The following is a 15,804-nucleotide window of genomic DNA, read 5'->3' on the forward strand; positions in this document are numbered from 1 at the left end:
GACGACCCGGCGCGCCGTTTGAAACATATTTGGGACTGCGGCGCGCCGAGGTCGTCGCGCCCTACACATAAAATCAATCCTTCCTCGGGGCCGGTATCTGCCGGGAAATGCTCAGGATAACGCCCATCTCCGCCAGATGGATCATCAGGGCGGTGCCGCCGTAGCTGAAGAAGGGCAGGGGGATGCCGGTGTTGGGGATCAGGCCGGTGACCACGCCCACGTTGAAGAATACCTGGGCGGCCAGCAGGGTGATGATGCCCACCACGGTGAGCATCCCGAACTTATCCCGGGCGTGGAGAGCAATCCAGTACCCCCGGAGGATCAGCAGAGCGAAGAGCAGCAGGATCATGAAGGCCCCGATGAGCCCCAGCTCCTCCACCACGATGGAGAAAATCATGTCGTTCTCCGGCTCGGGAACGAAACCGTATTTCTGGTTGCTCTCCCCCAGCCCCCGGCCCAGCAGGCCCCCCGAGGCGATAGAGTAGATGCCCTGGCGAAACTGGTAGCCGCCGTCCTGGGGGTCCACCGACCAGGGGTCCAGCCAGATGGTGATTTTCCGGTTTACATAGCCCACCGTGTGATACAGAACAAACAGCAGGCCGGCGGCCGCGCCGCCCAGTCCGGTGAACCACCACAGGCTGATGCCCGAGACCAGCAGAACCGCCGCGGCTCCCACCGCCACCAGCATGGCGCCCGACACATGGGGCTCAAAGACAATCAGGCCCAGCACCACCACCAGCACCATGCCGTAGGGCACCAGCTCCAAAAAGCCGATCTTCTCCAGCCAGTTCAGTGCCCGCCCTGTGCCGGTGCGCCGGGTGAAGCGCAGCTGCTTCTCCGTGTCCCGCTTGCACAGCCGGGCGGCGAAGAAGAGCACCACCGCCACCTTGGCAATCTCCGAGGGCTGGTAGGTAGGCCCGGCCACCAGCAGAACCTTCAGCCAGCGGCGCACGTCGTTGATGGGGGCGTTCAGGCCGGGGATATAGCAGATCATCAGCAGGACGATGGATACCGCCAGGGCCAGAGGGGCCATCCAGCGGAAGCGCTGGTAGTTGATGCGGGAGACGACATACATCCCCGCCAGTCCGGCCCCGGCGAAGAGGGCCTGGCGGGTAATGTAGAAGTATGGGTTGTTGTTCACCGGGGGCTTGGAGTCCCGGAAGGCGGTATAGTAGGAGGCGGAGAAGAGCATCACCAGCCCGATGCCCAGCAGCAGCAGCACCAGCATCAGAAAGGGCAGGTCCAGCGGTCCCCGGGCCAGCTGCTCCTCCATGGTCAGATCTCGTTTCGCTTTGCGGGCCAAGGGCTTTTCCTCCTTTCTCGTCGTCGCAAAGTCCGCTTCACTCGGAACGCCCTATCGGGCATTCCTCATTTCGCTCCCTTGCTCCTCCTCTCCAAACGCGACCCGCTTTGCTGGGCTCGCGTTTGGGGGGCGGCCTTCGGCCGCCTCTTTTCCCTTACATGGGATACCTGTACATGACCCCCAAAAAGCCCAGGCAGCACAGGGCCAGGGTAACGCCGGAGAAGATGCAGAACAGCTTGGTCTCGCTCCAGCCGCCCATCTCCAGGTGGTGGTGAAGGGGGGCCATGCGGAAAAACCGCTTGCCGTGGGTTTTCTTGAAATAGACCACCTGGATAATATCGGACAGCACCTCGGCCACATAGACCAGGCCGATAATGGGAATCACCAGGGGGACGTCCAGGGCAAAGGCCAGGCCGCACACCATCCCCCCCAAAAATAAGGAGCCGGTGTCGCCCATAAAGACCTTCGCGGGGTGGAAGTTGTAAATCAGAAAGGCGGCCAGACCCCCGGTGAGGGCGGCAGACAGGATAGCCAGGTCGTTCTTGCCGAACCAGGCGGACACCGCCATGTAGAACAGGGCCACCGGGATGGTGACACCGGCGGCCAGGCCGTCGATGCCGTCGGTGAGGTTGACGGCGTTCACTGTGCCCACCATGACGAAGGCGGCGAATACCATATACGCCACCCAGGGGATGCCCACAATCTCAATCCCCAGGAACGGGATGTAGAGGTTGGGGGTCAGGTAGCCCTGCTCCCGCATCAGCACCGTGAAGGCGATGGCCGCCGCCAGCTGAAGCAGAAACTTCTGCGCGGCGGTGAGGCCCTCGTTGGCGTGGTGGCGCAGCTTTTGAAAGTCGTCTATAAAGCCGATCACGCCGAATACCAGGGCGAAGAGAAAGACATACAGATGGTTGTAATTTCCGCTCCGCAGCTCCTCCCAGCCCGCCACCAGACAGGCCGCGCCAATGGCCAGGATAAACATGATGCCGCCCATGGTGGGGGTGCCCTGCTTGGACATGTGCCAGGTCGGGCCGTCCTTTCGGATGGACTGGCCCGCCTTCAGCCGCCGGAGCAGCGGGATGAGCAGCTGTCCCACAATAGCGGCCACCCCAAAGGACACAATGAAGCTGAGGATATATGTCATGTCGAAACCCCTCCTGGTCTTTCTCTTTTGAGCATACCAACCGCATGACTGCGGCCTGTAGGGCACGACGCTCCCGGCGCGCCGCCGATACCAAGCCCGCAGCCCGAACAGCGGGCCGCCGGGGCCGTCGGCCCCTACACGCCCGTTGATTCAATGTGGTCTGTGCACACAGACATAGTATCATACCACATCCGCGGGAACTTTTCCAGTCATTTTTTGCCGGCTGTCCGCCCTGGCAAACCAATCAGCCACAATCTCCCGCTCATCCATGTGGTACTGGACGCCGCCGACCTCCTGATAGGTCTCATGTCCCTTGCCCGCCAGGACAATCACATCCCCCGGCTTTCCCTGGGCCAGGGCCCAGCCGATGGCCGCCCGGCGGTCGGGCTCCACGTGGAGCTCCGCCTCCCCCATGCCCGCAAGAATATCGTCAATGATGGCCTGAGGGTCCTCAGTGCGGGGGTTGTCGGAGGTGACCACCGACAGATCGGCCAGCTCGGCGGCCACGGCCCCCATGACGGGCCGTTTGGTTTTATCCCGGTCGCCGCCGCAGCCAAAGACGCAGACAAGGCGGCCGGCGGTAAAGTCCCGGGCGGTGGTGAGAATATTCTCCAGGGCGTTGGGGCTGTGGGCGTAGTCGATGATGACGGTATAGGCCCGTGGAACGGGGACCACCTCCACCCTGCCCTTCACCCCGTGGACGGCGGGCATGACCCGGGCCATGTCCTCCAGGTCCAGCCCCAGGCACAGCCCGGCGGCCAGAGCGGCCAGGGCGTTGTAGATGGAAAATCCCCCGGGGATCGGCAGGTGGACCCGGGAAATTCTGCCCAGGGTCAGGGCCTCGAACTCCACACAGCCGGGAAACAGCCGGATATTCCGGGCGGTGAGGCCGGCACAGGCCCGGTTTTCCGAGTAGGTAAAGGCGGGGCAGGAGATTTTGTCCAGATACCAGCGGCCCGCCTCGTCGTCCAGGTTGAGCACCGCCCGGCGGCACTGGCCAAAGAGCAGCCCCTTGGCATCCCGGTACTCCTCCATGGTGTGGTGGTAGTCCAGGTGGTCCTGCGTCAGGTTGGTGAACACCCCTGCGTCGAAGGTCAGCCCCGCCGTCCGGTGCTGGACCAGGGCGTGGGAGGAGGCCTCCAGCACCACATGGGTGCAGCCGGCGTCCGCCATCCGGCGCAGCAGAGACTGCAGCTCATAGCTCTCCGGGGTCGTGCGGTGGGCGGGCAGCTCCTCGCCGCCGATCATGTTCCGGTTGGTGCCGATGAGGCCCACCTTGGCCCCCGCCGCCCGCTCCAGCAGCTCCTTGAGCAGGCTGGTGGTGGTGGTCTTGCCGTTGGTGCCGGTGACGGCAACCAGCGTCATGGAATCCCCCGGCCGGCCAAACCAGTTGGCCGAGACCAGGGCCAGGGCCAGCCGGCTGTCCGCCGCCGTCAGCCAGGGGCCGGGGCTCTCCGGGGCGCGCTCACACAGGACGGCGGCGGCCCCCCTGTCCAGGGCGGCCTCGATATACCGATGGCCATCGTTCTTCTCCCCGGACAGGGCTACAAAGAGAGCGCCGGGAGCCAGGGTCCGGGTGTCGTAGGATATGGAAGATATTTCCATATCTAAATCGGCATTCCCCCCCGTGAGGGAGACGCCTTCCAAAATCTTTCGCAGCTTCATGGTGTCACCCCTCACAGGGCGGAGTTTTATTCTATATAAGCTTCGCTATCCCGCATAGCCGTCCTCCACCTGGTTGAAGAAGCGGACGTCGATGACGGTGCCGATGGCAGCGGTGTCGCCGCCGTTGACGCTCTGGCGGTCTGCGGTGGTGGTGTTGCTGTAGTAGGTGGACACTCCCGAGGCCCGCATGAAGAAGCCCGCCTTTTCCAGGGCCTTTTTAGCCTCCTCATAGGTCTTTCCAATCACATCGGGCACCGTACCGCTCTCCTCCGGAACGGCGTCCCCCAAGTATAGGATGACAGTGGAGCCGCCGGGGATCTTGGTGCCGCTGGCGGGGACCTGCCGGGAGACGGTGTCCCCCGAGCCCAGGGTGCGGTATTTCAGATTTTTCTCCTTCAGCGCCTTCTCCGCGTCGGCCAGGGTCATGCCAGTCACCTTGGGCATGGACACGTCGGCCACGGCGGACTCGTCGCTGTTGTACACCCGCTCCACTCCCATATAGTCCAGGATCTGGGCGATGAGGGGGCCGGCCTTTCGGGCGGCCATATTGCCGCCGCTGATGTAGCGGCCGGTGGTGGACTCGTTGCTCCCCGGCGCCTTGGGCTGGGGCTTGTCATAGGCGATGAGGACGATCACCTGGGGGTCGTCGGCGGGGGCGTAGCCCATAAAGGAGACGATGGTCCGGTCCTCCTCTGTCTTTACCTCGGAGGAGCCCGTCTTTCCCCCGATGCGGTAGCCCGCCACATAGGCGTTCTTGCCGGTGCCCTTGGACACCACCTGCTCCAGGATGTCGGCCGCCCGCTGGCTGGTCTGCTTGCTGACCACCTGGCGGACCACCTCCGTCTCGGTGTTCCGGATGACGGTGCCGTCCTGGGTGCTCACCGTCTGGACCACGTAGGGCTTCACCAGGTTGCCCCCGTTGATGACGGCGGAGAAGCCGCAGATCATCTGCAGGGGGGTGACCTCGAAGCGCTGGCCGAAGGAGGCCACCGCCAGGTCCACGTTGGTCATCTTGTCCCGGCTCCACATGCCGCCCACCAGGCTGGCCTCGCCGGGCAGGTCCACGCCGGTGCTTTCCAGCATCCCGAAGGCCTCGAAGTAGTCGTAAAATCTGTCTTTGCCCAGCCGGCTGCCGATCTCCATAAAGGCGGGGTTGCAGGAGTTGCCCACCGCCTCGGCCAGGGTCTGGCTGCCGTGGCCTGTCTTTTTGGAGCAGGTGATGGGCTTGGGGTAGCCCGGAATGGTAACTGAGCCGCTGCAATAGAAGGTGTCGCTCTCGCTGACCAGGCCCTCCTCCAGGGCGGCAGCCAGCACCATGGCCTTGAAGGTGGAACCCGGCTCATACCGGGAGTCGATGGCCCGGCTGCGCCACTGGGTGGTTCGGGCGTCCGCCCTGGCCTGGCTCTCCGCCTTGGCCATCAGCTCGCTGTCGGTGAGGTTGTCGGTGTTGTTCTCCTTCAGCGCGGCGTAGATGGAGGCAGTGTTGGCCTCCAGCTGGTCGTTGAGCAGGTCGTTGGTGATGAGGGAGTAGTTGTTGGGGTCGAAGTCCGGGGAGCTGGCAATGCCCAGCAGGGCCCCGGTCTTGGGGTCCATGGCGATGGCGAAGGCGCCGTTGCGCACGTCGAATTCCTGGATCCCCTCCTCCAGGGCCTTCTCCAGATAGGACTGGATGGTGGTGTCGATGGTGAGGGTCAGGTTGTAGCCGTCCTGGGCGTCCACGTAGTTGGCGTAGCTGTTATACCGCTCGGTGCCGCCGGCGGTGCGGGTGGTGTACACCCGGCCGGCGGTGCCCTCCAGCAGGTCGTTGTACATCGCCTCAATGCCGTAGGCCCCGCCGTTGGCGTTGACAAAGCCCAGGGCCTGGGCGGCCAGCCCGGCATAGGGGTAGTAGCGCTTGGTGCTGGTGATCAGGTAGAGGTAGGAGGCGGTCTTGTGTTCGGTGATGTACTCCTGAAAAACCTGCTTATCCTCCTCCTCGATGTCCACCTTCACCTCCCAGTAGGCGGATTTGGTGTTGTGGACCTGCTTGGTCACCTTTTCCCGGTCCAGGTCAGGGAGCAGGGTCATCAGGTCCTCCACCATCTGGCTCTGGGCGGCGGCCACGTTGGCCTGGTAGACCTCGTCCGGCAGCTTTTTGCCGTCCTCCCCCTTGTTGGAAACGCTCTTTACCAGGTCCCGGGGGGACAAAATCAGCTTGTATACCGTGGCCGACATGGCCATCACGTTGTTGTTCCGGTCGTAGATATTGCCCCGGCTGGCGGAGATGGTGAAGTCCAGGGTCTGCTGGTCGCTGGCCTTCTGCTGATACTCCTCGTGGTGGACAATGGCGATGTCCCAGAGCTTCCAGCACAGGGGAACAAACATCAGCCCCCCGCAGACCACCATTAAAAACAGCGTCCGGTGGAGGATGGCCCGCTTGGAATGGCTGCCCCGGGTGGCGCTGGTGGTCACGCTGCCCCGACCCATGCTCCTCTCGTATTTGTTTGCCTTTCTCATGGAAAACCCTCCCTTGCGGGTGTCACATCTCACAAATAGAGCGCAAGAATTCCTCATTCTTGCGCCCGTAGTCTCTATATACCGGGTGAGTTTGCGCGCTCTGACCCAACCGGCCCTGCCTCACAATCACTATATGGCAGGGTCAGCGGAAATATTCTATAATGCCGCCGAACAGGCCGCCGATTCCCTTCATCAGATCCTCCATTCCGGACAGGGGGGAGCTCCCCTGATAGACGGTGACGGTGTCCGGAGCGGACAGGTCGATGTATACCACCTGGTCGCTGGTGGGCCGGACCATGGTGTCCCCCACCGCCTCCTGGATAGTAGCCAGGTCGAAAACCTTCTCATACTGGGCAGACAGGGTGGTGTTCTCCACCTTCAGGTCGGACAGCTGCCGGCGCAGGGAGACCATCTCGTCATTGGCCACCATCAGCTGGGCGTAGCTGGTAATCAGCATCGCCGCGAAGACAGCCACCGCCAGAAAGCCCACCACCGCGAAGGGGGCCACCGCCCCGGCCTGCCGGACCTCTACTCTGGCCCGCTTGTGGGGTTGGACCGGCTTCTTGGGCTGGGGGGCCGGTCCGCGCTCCTCCTCCCGGCGTGGGACTCGGACCGCGTTTCCGTCGTAGGTGGGCGCATAGGCCACGCTGCCGTAGGTGCTGTATGCGGTTGTATTACGGCGGCGGTTTGTTGCCATGGGGTTCACTCCTGTCATTTGTATTCCGTAGAACAGGGACGGCGCAGAGGCCGCCCCCTACAATTTTTCAGCAATTCTTAATTTGGCGCTGCGGGCCCGGGGGTTCTCCTCAATCTCCCCCTCGCTGGGCAGGATGGGCTTTTTGTTGACCAGCCTGATGTCCGGCGTCTTTCCGCAGACGCATACGGGAAAGTCCGGGGGACAGGTACACCCCCGGGCAAAGCCAGCCAGGCCTGTTTTCACAATGCGGTCCTCCAGTGAGTGGAAGGTGATTACCGCCAGCCGTCCGCCCCTGTTCAGCCGGGGCACCGCCCGCTGGAGCATCCGCTCCACCGAGGCCAGCTCGTCGTTGACGGCGATGCGGATGGCCTGGAAGGTGCGCTTGGCGGGGTGCTGCTTCTCCCGCAGGGCCTTGGAGGGCATGGCGCTCTTAATGACCTCCACCAGCTCCAGGGTGGTGGTGACAGGCCTGTCCTCCCGGCGGCGGACGATGGCCCCGGCAATCTGGGGAGCATAGCGCTCCTCGCCGTACTGTGATATGATTCTCCTCAGCTCCTCCTGGGAGCAGGTGTTGACCACATCGGCGGCGGTGCGCCCCGTCCCCTGATCCATACGCATGTCCAGGGGGGCGTCGTGCATGTAGGAGAAGCCCCGGCTGCCGTCGTCCAGCTGGGGGGAGGAGACGCCCAAATCGAAGAGCATCCCGTCCACGCCGGGCAGAGACAGCCCGTCCAAAATCTCGTCAATCTGATCGAAGTTGCTGTGGACCAGGGTCACCCGGTCCAGCCAGGGGGCCAGCCGCTCCCGGGCGGCGTCCAGGGCCGCCTGGTCCCGGTCCACGCAAATGAGGCGGCCGGAGGTCAGCTGCTTCACAATCTCCCGGCTGTGGCCCGCCCGGCCCAGGGTGCCGTCCAGATAGACCCCCGACCGGCGGATATTCAGCGCCTCAATACACTCCTCCAGCAGGACGGAGCGGTGGGTAAGCTCACCCATATTAGAACCCCAGCTCGGCCATGCAGGCCGCCATCTTCTCCGGAGTCATTTCTTCCTCCTCCTGGGCGTTCCAGGCCTCGGCAGACCAGATCTCCGCCCGGTCGTGGACTCCGATGATAACCGCCTCCTTGTCCAGCCCGGCATACTGCCGCAGCTTCTGGGGGATGACAATCCGCCCCTGGCTGTCAGGCTCGCACTTGGCCGCGTTGGCAAACAGAGGGCGCATAGCCTTGGACTGGCTCATGGGCAGGGAGGCAAATTTCTCGGTGAAGCGGTCCCAGGTGGACTGGGGATAGATGGCCAGGCAGGCGTCCACGCCCATGGCCAGGTAGAAGGCGGTGCCCAGCTCCTCCCGGAGCTTGGCGGGGATGAACAGCCGGCCCTTGGCATCGATATTGTGCTCGTATGTGCCGGTCACGTCCCCTCACCTCTTCCCCCACCAGGGTGTCTATTTGAGGGATTTTCCCCCATTTCGCTCCACTGCGTTTTCCAGTATAATGCCTGTTAACATAAAAATCAAGTGTTTTTTTCTGCCCGTTTTGTATTAAACATCGGGTTTTCGCCCAAAAAATTGCATTTTTATCCGTATAAAACATACGTTTCAGCCTGATGGGATGTCTCTATTATCCCCCCTTTCATACAAGATATGCGGTATGTCCGCCGCACACCGTCCCATATTTAGTGCCCGCACCCTCACCTTTCCACAGGCGCTTCTGTGAGAAATTGGGATAAAAGTGCGAAAATATTTTTTTCGCACCTCTTTCTTGTGAAAAACCATAAAAATCCTTTTCACCGGCTCTCTCCTGTGGTATACTAAAGAGCGCAAAACCGTCGAAATCTGGTATTTTGGGAGGTATCTCTATGCTCTACACAAATTGGGAAGAACTGGAACAGGCCTGCCTATCCTGTCAGAAGTGCGCCCTGGCGGACACCCGGCACAACGTGGTTTTCGGCACCGGGCCTCGGGACGCGGAGGTCATGTGCATTGGCGAGGGTCCCGGCGAAAACGAGGACCTCCAGGGTCTGCCCTTCGTGGGCCGGGGAGGCAAGCTGCTGGACGACATGCTGGAGATGGTGGACCTGAGCCGGGAGAGGAATGTCTACATCGCCAACATGGTCAAGTGCCGCCCGCCCCAGAACCGGGACCCCCTGAACACCGAGCAGGAGGCCTGCATCGACTATCTGCGCAGCCAGACCGCCCTCCTCCGGCCCAAGATCATCATCTGCCTGGGCCGCATCGCCGCCTGCAAGCTGATTAAGGAGGACTTCAAAATCACCAAAGAGCACGGCCAGTGGTTTGAGAAAAACGGCGTGTGGATGACCGCCCTGTTCCACCCCGCCGCCATTCTCCGTGACCCCCGCCGCCGGCCCGAGACCTTCGAGGACCTGAAGGTAATCCAGGCCAAAATCCGGGAAATCTGTAATCATACTTATTAAAAAATGGGGCATACTGTCACTGAGGTGATAGTATGAACGTCAACACAAACGCGGCGGTGACCTTCGGGCAGCTGCTGCAGCACAACCCCAAGGCCTCCGCCTTCTACGACAGCTGCACCCCCAAGCAGCGGGAGGCCATCCTGCTCCAGCTGGGCCAGATGAACAGCCAGTCCCAGCTGAAGGCCTTTGTGGACAACCTGCCCAGCGCATCCCTGTAAACGCGGACCGCCCGCCCCATTCGGGGCGGGCGGCGCTGTTTTCTATCCCCAGCCGCCGGTAAACTCCGGCTGGCAGTCCGTGTCCTGAACCACAAAAATCTCGTAGAGATGGGACAGCATATCCCAGGTGGCGGTGTCCATGCAGCCGGTCTGGGGCAGGCCGGCCGCCCTTTGCAGCCAGCGGATGTTGTCCGCCGAGACGGGACCGTTGCAGCCGTCCGCCTCACAGCGGGTGATCCCCTCGAACTTGCCGGCTAAAATATTGAACATGGTCTGGGGAACAATGAGATACTCCCTGGTCTGCCCCTCCTGGACCTGGACACCCTCGGAGGGAAAGATCCGCGCGGCCCGGGAATAGCCGGTTCTGCCCCGCTGGGCCAGCCAGCAGTTCCGGATGGCCTCCCAGGTGGCCCGGTCCACCGTCCCGGTGACGGGCAGGCCCGCCTCCCGCTGGAAGCTCATCACCGCCTCCAGGGTACGCTCGCCATAGACGCCGTCCACCACCAGCTCGGGCAGAAACTGATAGGTTCTGGACAGCTGCCGCAGCATATACTGCAGGCTCATAACCGGGTTGGACACCATCTCCCGCTCCAGCAGCTCCCGGTCTAAATCGACGTTCATACCTTCACTCCTCCCTGTCTGTCCTTCGGGCCGTCCGCCTGACCCGGCTCCATGGGACGGCCCTGGTACTGGCCCAGCCGGGGGGTGTTGTCCCAGCGGTCCGGCCCCTCCGGCCGGCTGTCCGCCCGGGCCATGACGGGCGCCGCGTTCTCCCGCAGGGATTGGGCCCGCACCGTGTCCCGGCGGAGCTGATAGTCCGCCGTCACAAAGCTGTCATAGATGGAGTTCCAGGTGCGCTCATCCACCACGCCGTCGGGGGTGAGGCCCGCCCACACCTGATAGGTGCGCACCGCCCGGTCGGTGACGGGGCCAAAGTCGCCGTCCATGGCCGGGGCCCTCAGCGCATCGGAGAACTGGGCCAGCATGGAGAGCATATATTGCAGCACCTCCACCTCCGGGCCGGAGTCCCCCTGGACCAGCGTCCCGGGGAACTGGAACTGAAAGGCGTAGAAGGTCTGTCCCTGGCTCACCAGCTCGGCCAGCTGCACCACCCCCACATAGAGATACACCAGCTTATACCAGGTGGCCTTGCCCACAATGCCGTCCGGAGTCAGATTGAAGATGCGCTGAAAGGCCTGCACCGCATCCTCGGTGGCCTCGTCGAAGGCCCCGGTAATGGGCACCTTGGGGATGGCGGGGTAGTTTTGGGAGATGCGGTTGAGCATGGACTGCACCACCGACACATCGGGTCCCGCCGAGCCGCGGCGCAGGGGGGTCCCGGGGTAGGAGGTGATGAGGTCCTGAATGGGGGCGTCCACCACCAGCTCGATGTTGTCCCCATAGTAATGGCGGAGAATCTCCATGGAATTGGCCCCCTCCTGGGCCAGCGCCTGACTCCCCCACTGGGACAGGCCGTCGCACTTGGAGGTGGTGCCGTTGCAGAATTTGGCGGCCAGGGGCTCCACAAAGCCCTGGCGGCGGATATAGTCGTTGAAAATCTCGTCCACAAGCTGGCTGATATTCTCAAAGATATTCCGCCCCCGAATGAACTTCTGGTCGTACTGGGTGGTGGAGGTGATCTGGAAGTCGTAGCCGCGGCTGGGGTAAAACTCGGTATACACCCGGTTCAGGGCAAAAGAGATGATGGCCAGCACATTGGCCCGGATGGCGGAGGGCTCCCAGGTGGGATAAATCTCGCTGGAGGCCACGTTCTTTACATAGTCCGGGAAGCTCACGGTCACGTTCTCCGCCCACTGGTCGGGCAGTCCCATGTGTACCGTGATGGTGCTGGGGACATATGGAATGATGACGGGCATATGTCACCTCACAGACTCTGGACCGGGATGTCCCGCTCATCCCGCTGCTGAAGGCTGCACAGCCCCTGGGGCAGGGGGGTGAGCTCCATGTTCTGTACCGTCTCCACACCGGGGAATATCTGAACATTCTCCAGCTGGAGCATGGCGTAGCCCGGCTGCTCCGCCCACAGGGAGCACAGGGCGCAGGGAGCGCCCTCTCCGGGCAGCCCGTCGGGGGAGGTGCTCTCCCCTAACGCCGGCGTTTCAATCTGAACCGGCTGAATTTTTCCGCTGCTGTCGGTGTTCTGTATGGAGAGCAGCCGCCACTTGCCCCCCTCCCCCGGCTCGGCCACCACCACTGTGGCCCTCTCCAGGGGAATCTGCGCCTGGGAGGTGTACACCCGGACGGATAGTGTTCCTGTTGCTTGCATTGTTATACCTCCTGAAGCGGCGAACAGGCTCCGCCGCTTATCCTATCCTATGCCAGCCAGGGGCGGGGCGTCCCAGAGGGACAGTTGAACCTCCCGGGCGACAGCCCGCAGAAAAACAGGGGTGCTGTAGCCCTCCGGGAAGGTCTCGCAGTACCACTGCGGGTCCTTGCGGTGTATCTGCCGTGCCAGCCCCCCGAGCCGCTGCATCAAAATCCTCTTTTCTACCCCATACCGCTCCGCCACATCACGCAGCAGCTTGGACATGAGCATGTCCTCAAAGTCGGTCAGATATATTTCCACCAGGTCCACCATGCACAGAGGCGCAACGCTCATTTTGACTACCCCGTGCCCCCGCAGAACGGAGATAATTTGTTCCCGCAGCTCCATAAACAGTCCCTCCCAGATCATACATAGTCATTTATATTTCATTATTATGATTATAATTTAATAATTAGTAATTTTCAAGGTCTGCCTAAAACATAAAAAATTAAATACACTATTATGCGGGGGTGAACCTATGAATCCCGCATATCATGAGGTTTATAAAACGCTCGGTCTCAACATTATGTATTACCGCAACCGAGCAGATTTAAGTCAGCGTCAGCTTGGCGACCTGTTGGACAAGGACCAAAGCCATGTCAGCAGAATTGAGCGGGCTGGCGTAGGCGTCAGCTTGGATTTGCTTTGCCGAATTGCCGAGATACTAGAGGTGGAACCCTATCTTCTGCTGAAACCGAAGGACTAAATCCCAACGTCCCGCCGCAGCGAAAAAGGCCCCTTTGGAAAGGGGCTCCGCCCGGAGGGCGGTGGGGATTGCGTTTCGCGAAGCGAAACATACGAAGTAAACCGAAGTTTGCAAAATCTCGTTTATTGCATACATTTCGCCTTCGGCGAAATACAATCCTCCGCCCCAGTGTGCGCACTGGGGCACCTCCTTTCAAAAGGAGGCTTACTCAGCGGAGGGACGGGAGGCTTGCCCTGCGGGGGGCGGGATGGCTTCGATGGGATACTGTATTTTGTGCGGTCATTCTGTTTAAGACCGCACAGAGTTGTGTCTCTTGATTTGCCACCATATGGTAGCATGTCAAGGTGGAAAAAGCAACAAAATAGTAGCATCTTTTTTAGGAGGAGATGCTACCATGCAGTATCAACGGCTGGAAGACTTGAGAATTGACGCTGATAAAAGCCAAGCGGAAATCGCTGAGGTCCTGATGTGCAAGCGGGAGGTATACCGCCGCTATGAAAAGGGGGTTCGGGAAATCCCTGTCTGGGCGCTGGTCAAGCTGGCGGCGTACTATGGAACAAGCACCGATTATATCCTCGGGCTGACAAACAAACAGGAGCCCTATCCAAAAAAGTGATCGGTATAGGCTCTCTTATGCTGTACCTTTCCTGTAATCTGTGGTACAATAGAGAAAAGGAGGGATTGTTATGTCTTTGCCCCAGGAAAAGAAATACTCCTATGCTGACCTGCTGGCCTGGGAGGACGACCCAACACACTATGAGTTATATGATGGCCAGCTGCGGGCACTGTCCTCGCCAACTGATGTTCATCAACTGATTCTCACAGAGCTTCTCACTCAAATCCACACACATCTGCGAGGAACATGCCGCAAAATCTACCCCGCCCCCCTTGACGTCCGCCTGTTTGAAAACAATGGCGACAACCCTAAAAACGTGAAAACAGTAGTACAGCCGGACCTCTCCGTTGCATGTAAGAAAAACGGAAAGGTGGACACCCGTGGAATCCATGGCGCACCTGATTTAATCATTGAAATTCTCTCCCCCTCCACCAAGCAATACGACTGCCTCATAAAATACAAGCTGTACCAGCAGGCGGGGGTCAAGGAGTATTGGATTGTAGACCCGGACAAACAGCTGGTGCTGGTCTACATGCTGGAGGACGGCCAGTACTATGTCCCGGAGGTATACACCGCCAAGGACATCGTGCCTGTGGGGGTGCTTGAGGACTGCTCCGTGGACCTGACCAAGGTATTTCCGGAGGAATAGAGCGGGGGCTTTCGCTCCCGCTTTTTATCTTGCATTGCCGCCCTGTTTATAGTAGAATAACATGATATTGGTAAAAAGGGGGCATATCTGTGAGCATGACGGCCGTGAAATCGGTGGACCGGCCCAGTCCCGCCCACCGGGCGGGGGTCCGGGCCGGGGACACCCTCACCCACATCAACGGCCACCCCATCATTGACGTGCTGGACTACAAGTTCTACAGCTACGACCCCCGGCTGGAGCTGACCCTGAAAAGCCCGGAGGGGACGGTGCGCACCCTGCGGGTCCGCAAGGGCGAGGGGGAGGACCTGGGGCTGGAATTTGAGACCTACCTGATGGACCGGGCCCGGTCCTGCGCCAACCACTGCATCTTCTGCTTTGTGGACCAGATGCCCCCGGGGATGCGTCCCTCCCTCTACTTCAAGGATGACGACGCCCGGCTGTCCTTCCTGCTGGGCAACTACCTCACCCTCACCAACCTCTCCCCCCGGGAGGTGCAGCGGATTATCGACCTGCGCATCTCCCCCATCAACGTTTCCGTCCACACCACCGACCGGGCCCTGCGCACAGAGATGCTGAAAAATCCCCGGGCCGGGGAGGGCATCGACATCATGGAGCGGTTTGCCCAGGAAAACATCACCATGAACTGCCAGATCGTCTCCTGCCCCGGCATCAACGACGGTCCCGCCCTGGACAGGACGCTGCAAGACCTGGCGGCCATGTTCCCGGCGGTGAACAGCGTGTCGGTGGTGCCGGTGGGGGTGACCAAATACCGGGAGGGGCTCTATCCCCTGAAAACCTACACCAAGGACACCGCCGCCGCCCTGGTGGACCAGGTGGAGGCCTTCGCTGCGAAACATCTGAAGGAGAACGGCACAAGGCTGGTGTGGTGCTCCGACGAGTTCTACCTGCTGGCCGGGCGGGAACTGCCCCCCGAGGACTACTTTGAGGACTTCACCCAGCTGGATAACGGGGTGGGGATGCTCACCCTCCTCAGCCGGGAGTTTGGCCGGGCCCTGGACCTGATGGAGCCTGAGGAGCTGGAGGGTGCTGTCCCCTTCTCCATCGCCACCGGGGTGTCCGCCGCCCCGTTTTTGGCAAAATTGGTGGGACAGGCCCGGGAAAAATGTGGTACAATAGAGGGAAGGGTCTACCCCATCGTCAACCGCTTTTTCGGCGAGACCATCACCGTGGCCGGGCTGGTCACCGGGGGCGACCTTATCGAGCAGCTCCGGGGGAAGGAGCTGGGAAAACGCCTGCTCATCCCCGCCAACATGCTCCGGTCCGGGGAGAACGTCTTTCTGGACGACGTGACCACCGCCGACGTGGAGCGGGAGCTGGGGGTACCCGTGGTCCCCGTCCCCCAGGACGGCTACGAGCTGCTGGACGCCATCTGCGGCATCCAGCTCACCCCCGAAACCCAGAAAGCCGCCTGGGAAAATGAGGAATTTTATCGGTATAATCCGTAGGAGCGCAAAAAGCCTCCCTTCGCGAAGGGAGGTGGCATCCGCGAAGCGGATGACGGAGGGTTTTCCCCTATCGAAACGTATCTATCTC

Annotated in this window: 17 protein-coding genes; 6 read left to right on the forward strand and 11 right to left on the reverse strand. The window is 61.3% G+C overall.

Going from position 1 to position 15,804, the window contains the following annotated elements; translation table 11 throughout:
• Positions 1–73 precede the first annotated feature (73 nt).
• The 7 genes from D1641_RS03045 to mraZ form a co-directional block, all read right to left on the reverse strand.
• Positions 74–1,303: an FtsW/RodA/SpoVE family cell cycle protein gene (locus tag D1641_RS03045; protein WP_243149244.1), complete on the reverse strand. Its 1,230-nt coding sequence runs from the start codon at positions 1,301–1,303 to the stop codon at positions 74–76.
• Positions 1,304–1,457: 154 nt separating this feature from the next.
• On the reverse strand, positions 1,458–2,447 hold the full coding sequence (gene mraY, locus D1641_RS03050) for a phospho-N-acetylmuramoyl-pentapeptide-transferase (protein WP_160662928.1): 990 nt from the start codon (positions 2,445–2,447) through the stop codon (positions 1,458–1,460).
• Positions 2,448–2,627: 180 nt separating this feature from the next.
• Positions 2,628–4,112 (reverse strand): UDP-N-acetylmuramoyl-L-alanyl-D-glutamate--2,6-diaminopimelate ligase, encoded by a 1,485-nt coding sequence (locus D1641_RS03055; RefSeq protein ID WP_160662929.1) that lies wholly within the window; start codon positions 4,110–4,112, stop codon positions 2,628–2,630.
• Positions 4,113–4,157: 45 nt separating this feature from the next.
• On the reverse strand, positions 4,158–6,608 hold the full coding sequence (locus D1641_RS03060; RefSeq protein WP_243149245.1) for a penicillin-binding transpeptidase domain-containing protein: 2,451 nt from the start codon (positions 6,606–6,608) through the stop codon (positions 4,158–4,160).
• 142 nt (positions 6,609–6,750) lie between these two features.
• On the reverse strand, positions 6,751–7,305 hold the full coding sequence (locus D1641_RS03065; protein ID WP_160662930.1) for a hypothetical protein: 555 nt from the start codon (positions 7,303–7,305) through the stop codon (positions 6,751–6,753).
• A 57-nt stretch (positions 7,306–7,362) separates the two neighbouring features.
• Positions 7,363–8,298, reverse strand: a complete 936-nt coding sequence (gene rsmH / locus D1641_RS03070) for a 16S rRNA (cytosine(1402)-N(4))-methyltransferase RsmH (RefSeq protein ID WP_160662931.1) — start codon at positions 8,296–8,298, stop codon at positions 7,363–7,365.
• Position 8,299: 1 nt separating this feature from the next.
• Positions 8,300–8,716: a division/cell wall cluster transcriptional repressor MraZ gene (gene mraZ, locus D1641_RS03075; RefSeq protein ID WP_160662932.1), complete on the reverse strand. Its 417-nt coding sequence runs from the start codon at positions 8,714–8,716 to the stop codon at positions 8,300–8,302.
• A gap of 443 nt (positions 8,717–9,159) precedes the next feature.
• Between mraZ and D1641_RS03080 the strand changes: the two genes are divergently transcribed.
• Together D1641_RS03080 and D1641_RS03085 are read left to right on the forward strand one after the other, a co-directional pair.
• Entirely contained in the window at positions 9,160–9,735 is a 576-nt protein-coding gene (locus tag D1641_RS03080) for a uracil-DNA glycosylase (protein WP_160662933.1), read from the forward strand.
• A gap of 32 nt (positions 9,736–9,767) precedes the next feature.
• Complete coding sequence (locus tag D1641_RS03085) at positions 9,768–9,953, forward strand: hypothetical protein (protein ID WP_160662934.1); 186 nt, start codon at positions 9,768–9,770, stop codon at positions 9,951–9,953.
• A 42-nt stretch (positions 9,954–9,995) separates the two neighbouring features.
• On the opposite strand, the gene D1641_RS03090 is transcribed toward D1641_RS03085, so the two are convergent.
• The 4 genes from D1641_RS03090 to D1641_RS03105 are packed head-to-tail and all read right to left on the reverse strand — an operon-like array spanning position 9,996 to position 12,627.
• Positions 9,996–10,574, reverse strand: a complete 579-nt coding sequence (locus D1641_RS03090) for a peptidoglycan-binding protein (protein ID WP_160662935.1) — start codon at positions 10,572–10,574, stop codon at positions 9,996–9,998.
• Positions 10,571–11,830 carry a peptidoglycan-binding protein gene (locus D1641_RS03095; protein ID WP_160662936.1) on the reverse strand — a complete coding sequence of 420 codons (1,260 nt, stop codon included), beginning with the start codon at positions 11,828–11,830 and terminating at the stop codon, positions 10,571–10,573. Before D1641_RS03095 ends, D1641_RS03090 begins: the two co-directional genes overlap by 4 nt.
• A gap of 8 nt (positions 11,831–11,838) precedes the next feature.
• Positions 11,839–12,240 carry a spore cortex-lytic protein gene (locus D1641_RS03100; protein ID WP_201757219.1) on the reverse strand — a complete coding sequence of 134 codons (402 nt, stop codon included), beginning with the start codon at positions 12,238–12,240 and terminating at the stop codon, positions 11,839–11,841.
• Positions 12,241–12,282: 42 nt separating this feature from the next.
• Entirely contained in the window at positions 12,283–12,627 is a 345-nt protein-coding gene (locus D1641_RS03105) for a hypothetical protein (protein ID WP_160662937.1), read from the reverse strand.
• A gap of 130 nt (positions 12,628–12,757) precedes the next feature.
• On the opposite strand from D1641_RS03105, the gene D1641_RS03110 reads away from it, so the two are divergent.
• From D1641_RS03110 to D1641_RS03125, 4 genes are all read left to right on the forward strand, one after another.
• Positions 12,758–12,985 carry a helix-turn-helix transcriptional regulator gene (locus D1641_RS03110; RefSeq protein ID WP_160662938.1) on the forward strand — a complete coding sequence of 76 codons (228 nt, stop codon included), beginning with the start codon at positions 12,758–12,760 and terminating at the stop codon, positions 12,983–12,985.
• Between the two features lie 394 nt (positions 12,986–13,379).
• Positions 13,380–13,601 carry a helix-turn-helix transcriptional regulator gene (locus tag D1641_RS03115; RefSeq protein ID WP_160662939.1) on the forward strand — a complete coding sequence of 74 codons (222 nt, stop codon included), beginning with the start codon at positions 13,380–13,382 and terminating at the stop codon, positions 13,599–13,601.
• 70 nt (positions 13,602–13,671) lie between these two features.
• Complete coding sequence (locus D1641_RS03120; RefSeq protein WP_160662940.1) at positions 13,672–14,250, forward strand: Uma2 family endonuclease; 579 nt, start codon at positions 13,672–13,674, stop codon at positions 14,248–14,250.
• A 95-nt stretch (positions 14,251–14,345) separates the two neighbouring features.
• A complete protein-coding gene (locus D1641_RS03125) occupies positions 14,346–15,716 on the forward strand; it encodes a DUF512 domain-containing protein (RefSeq protein WP_201757221.1) in 1,371 nt (456 codons plus the stop codon).
• Positions 15,717–15,804: the final 88 nt, after the last annotated feature.

The organism is Colidextribacter sp. OB.20 (genome assembly GCF_009911595.1).
Lineage (GTDB): Bacteria > Bacillota > Clostridia > Oscillospirales > Oscillospiraceae > Lawsonibacter.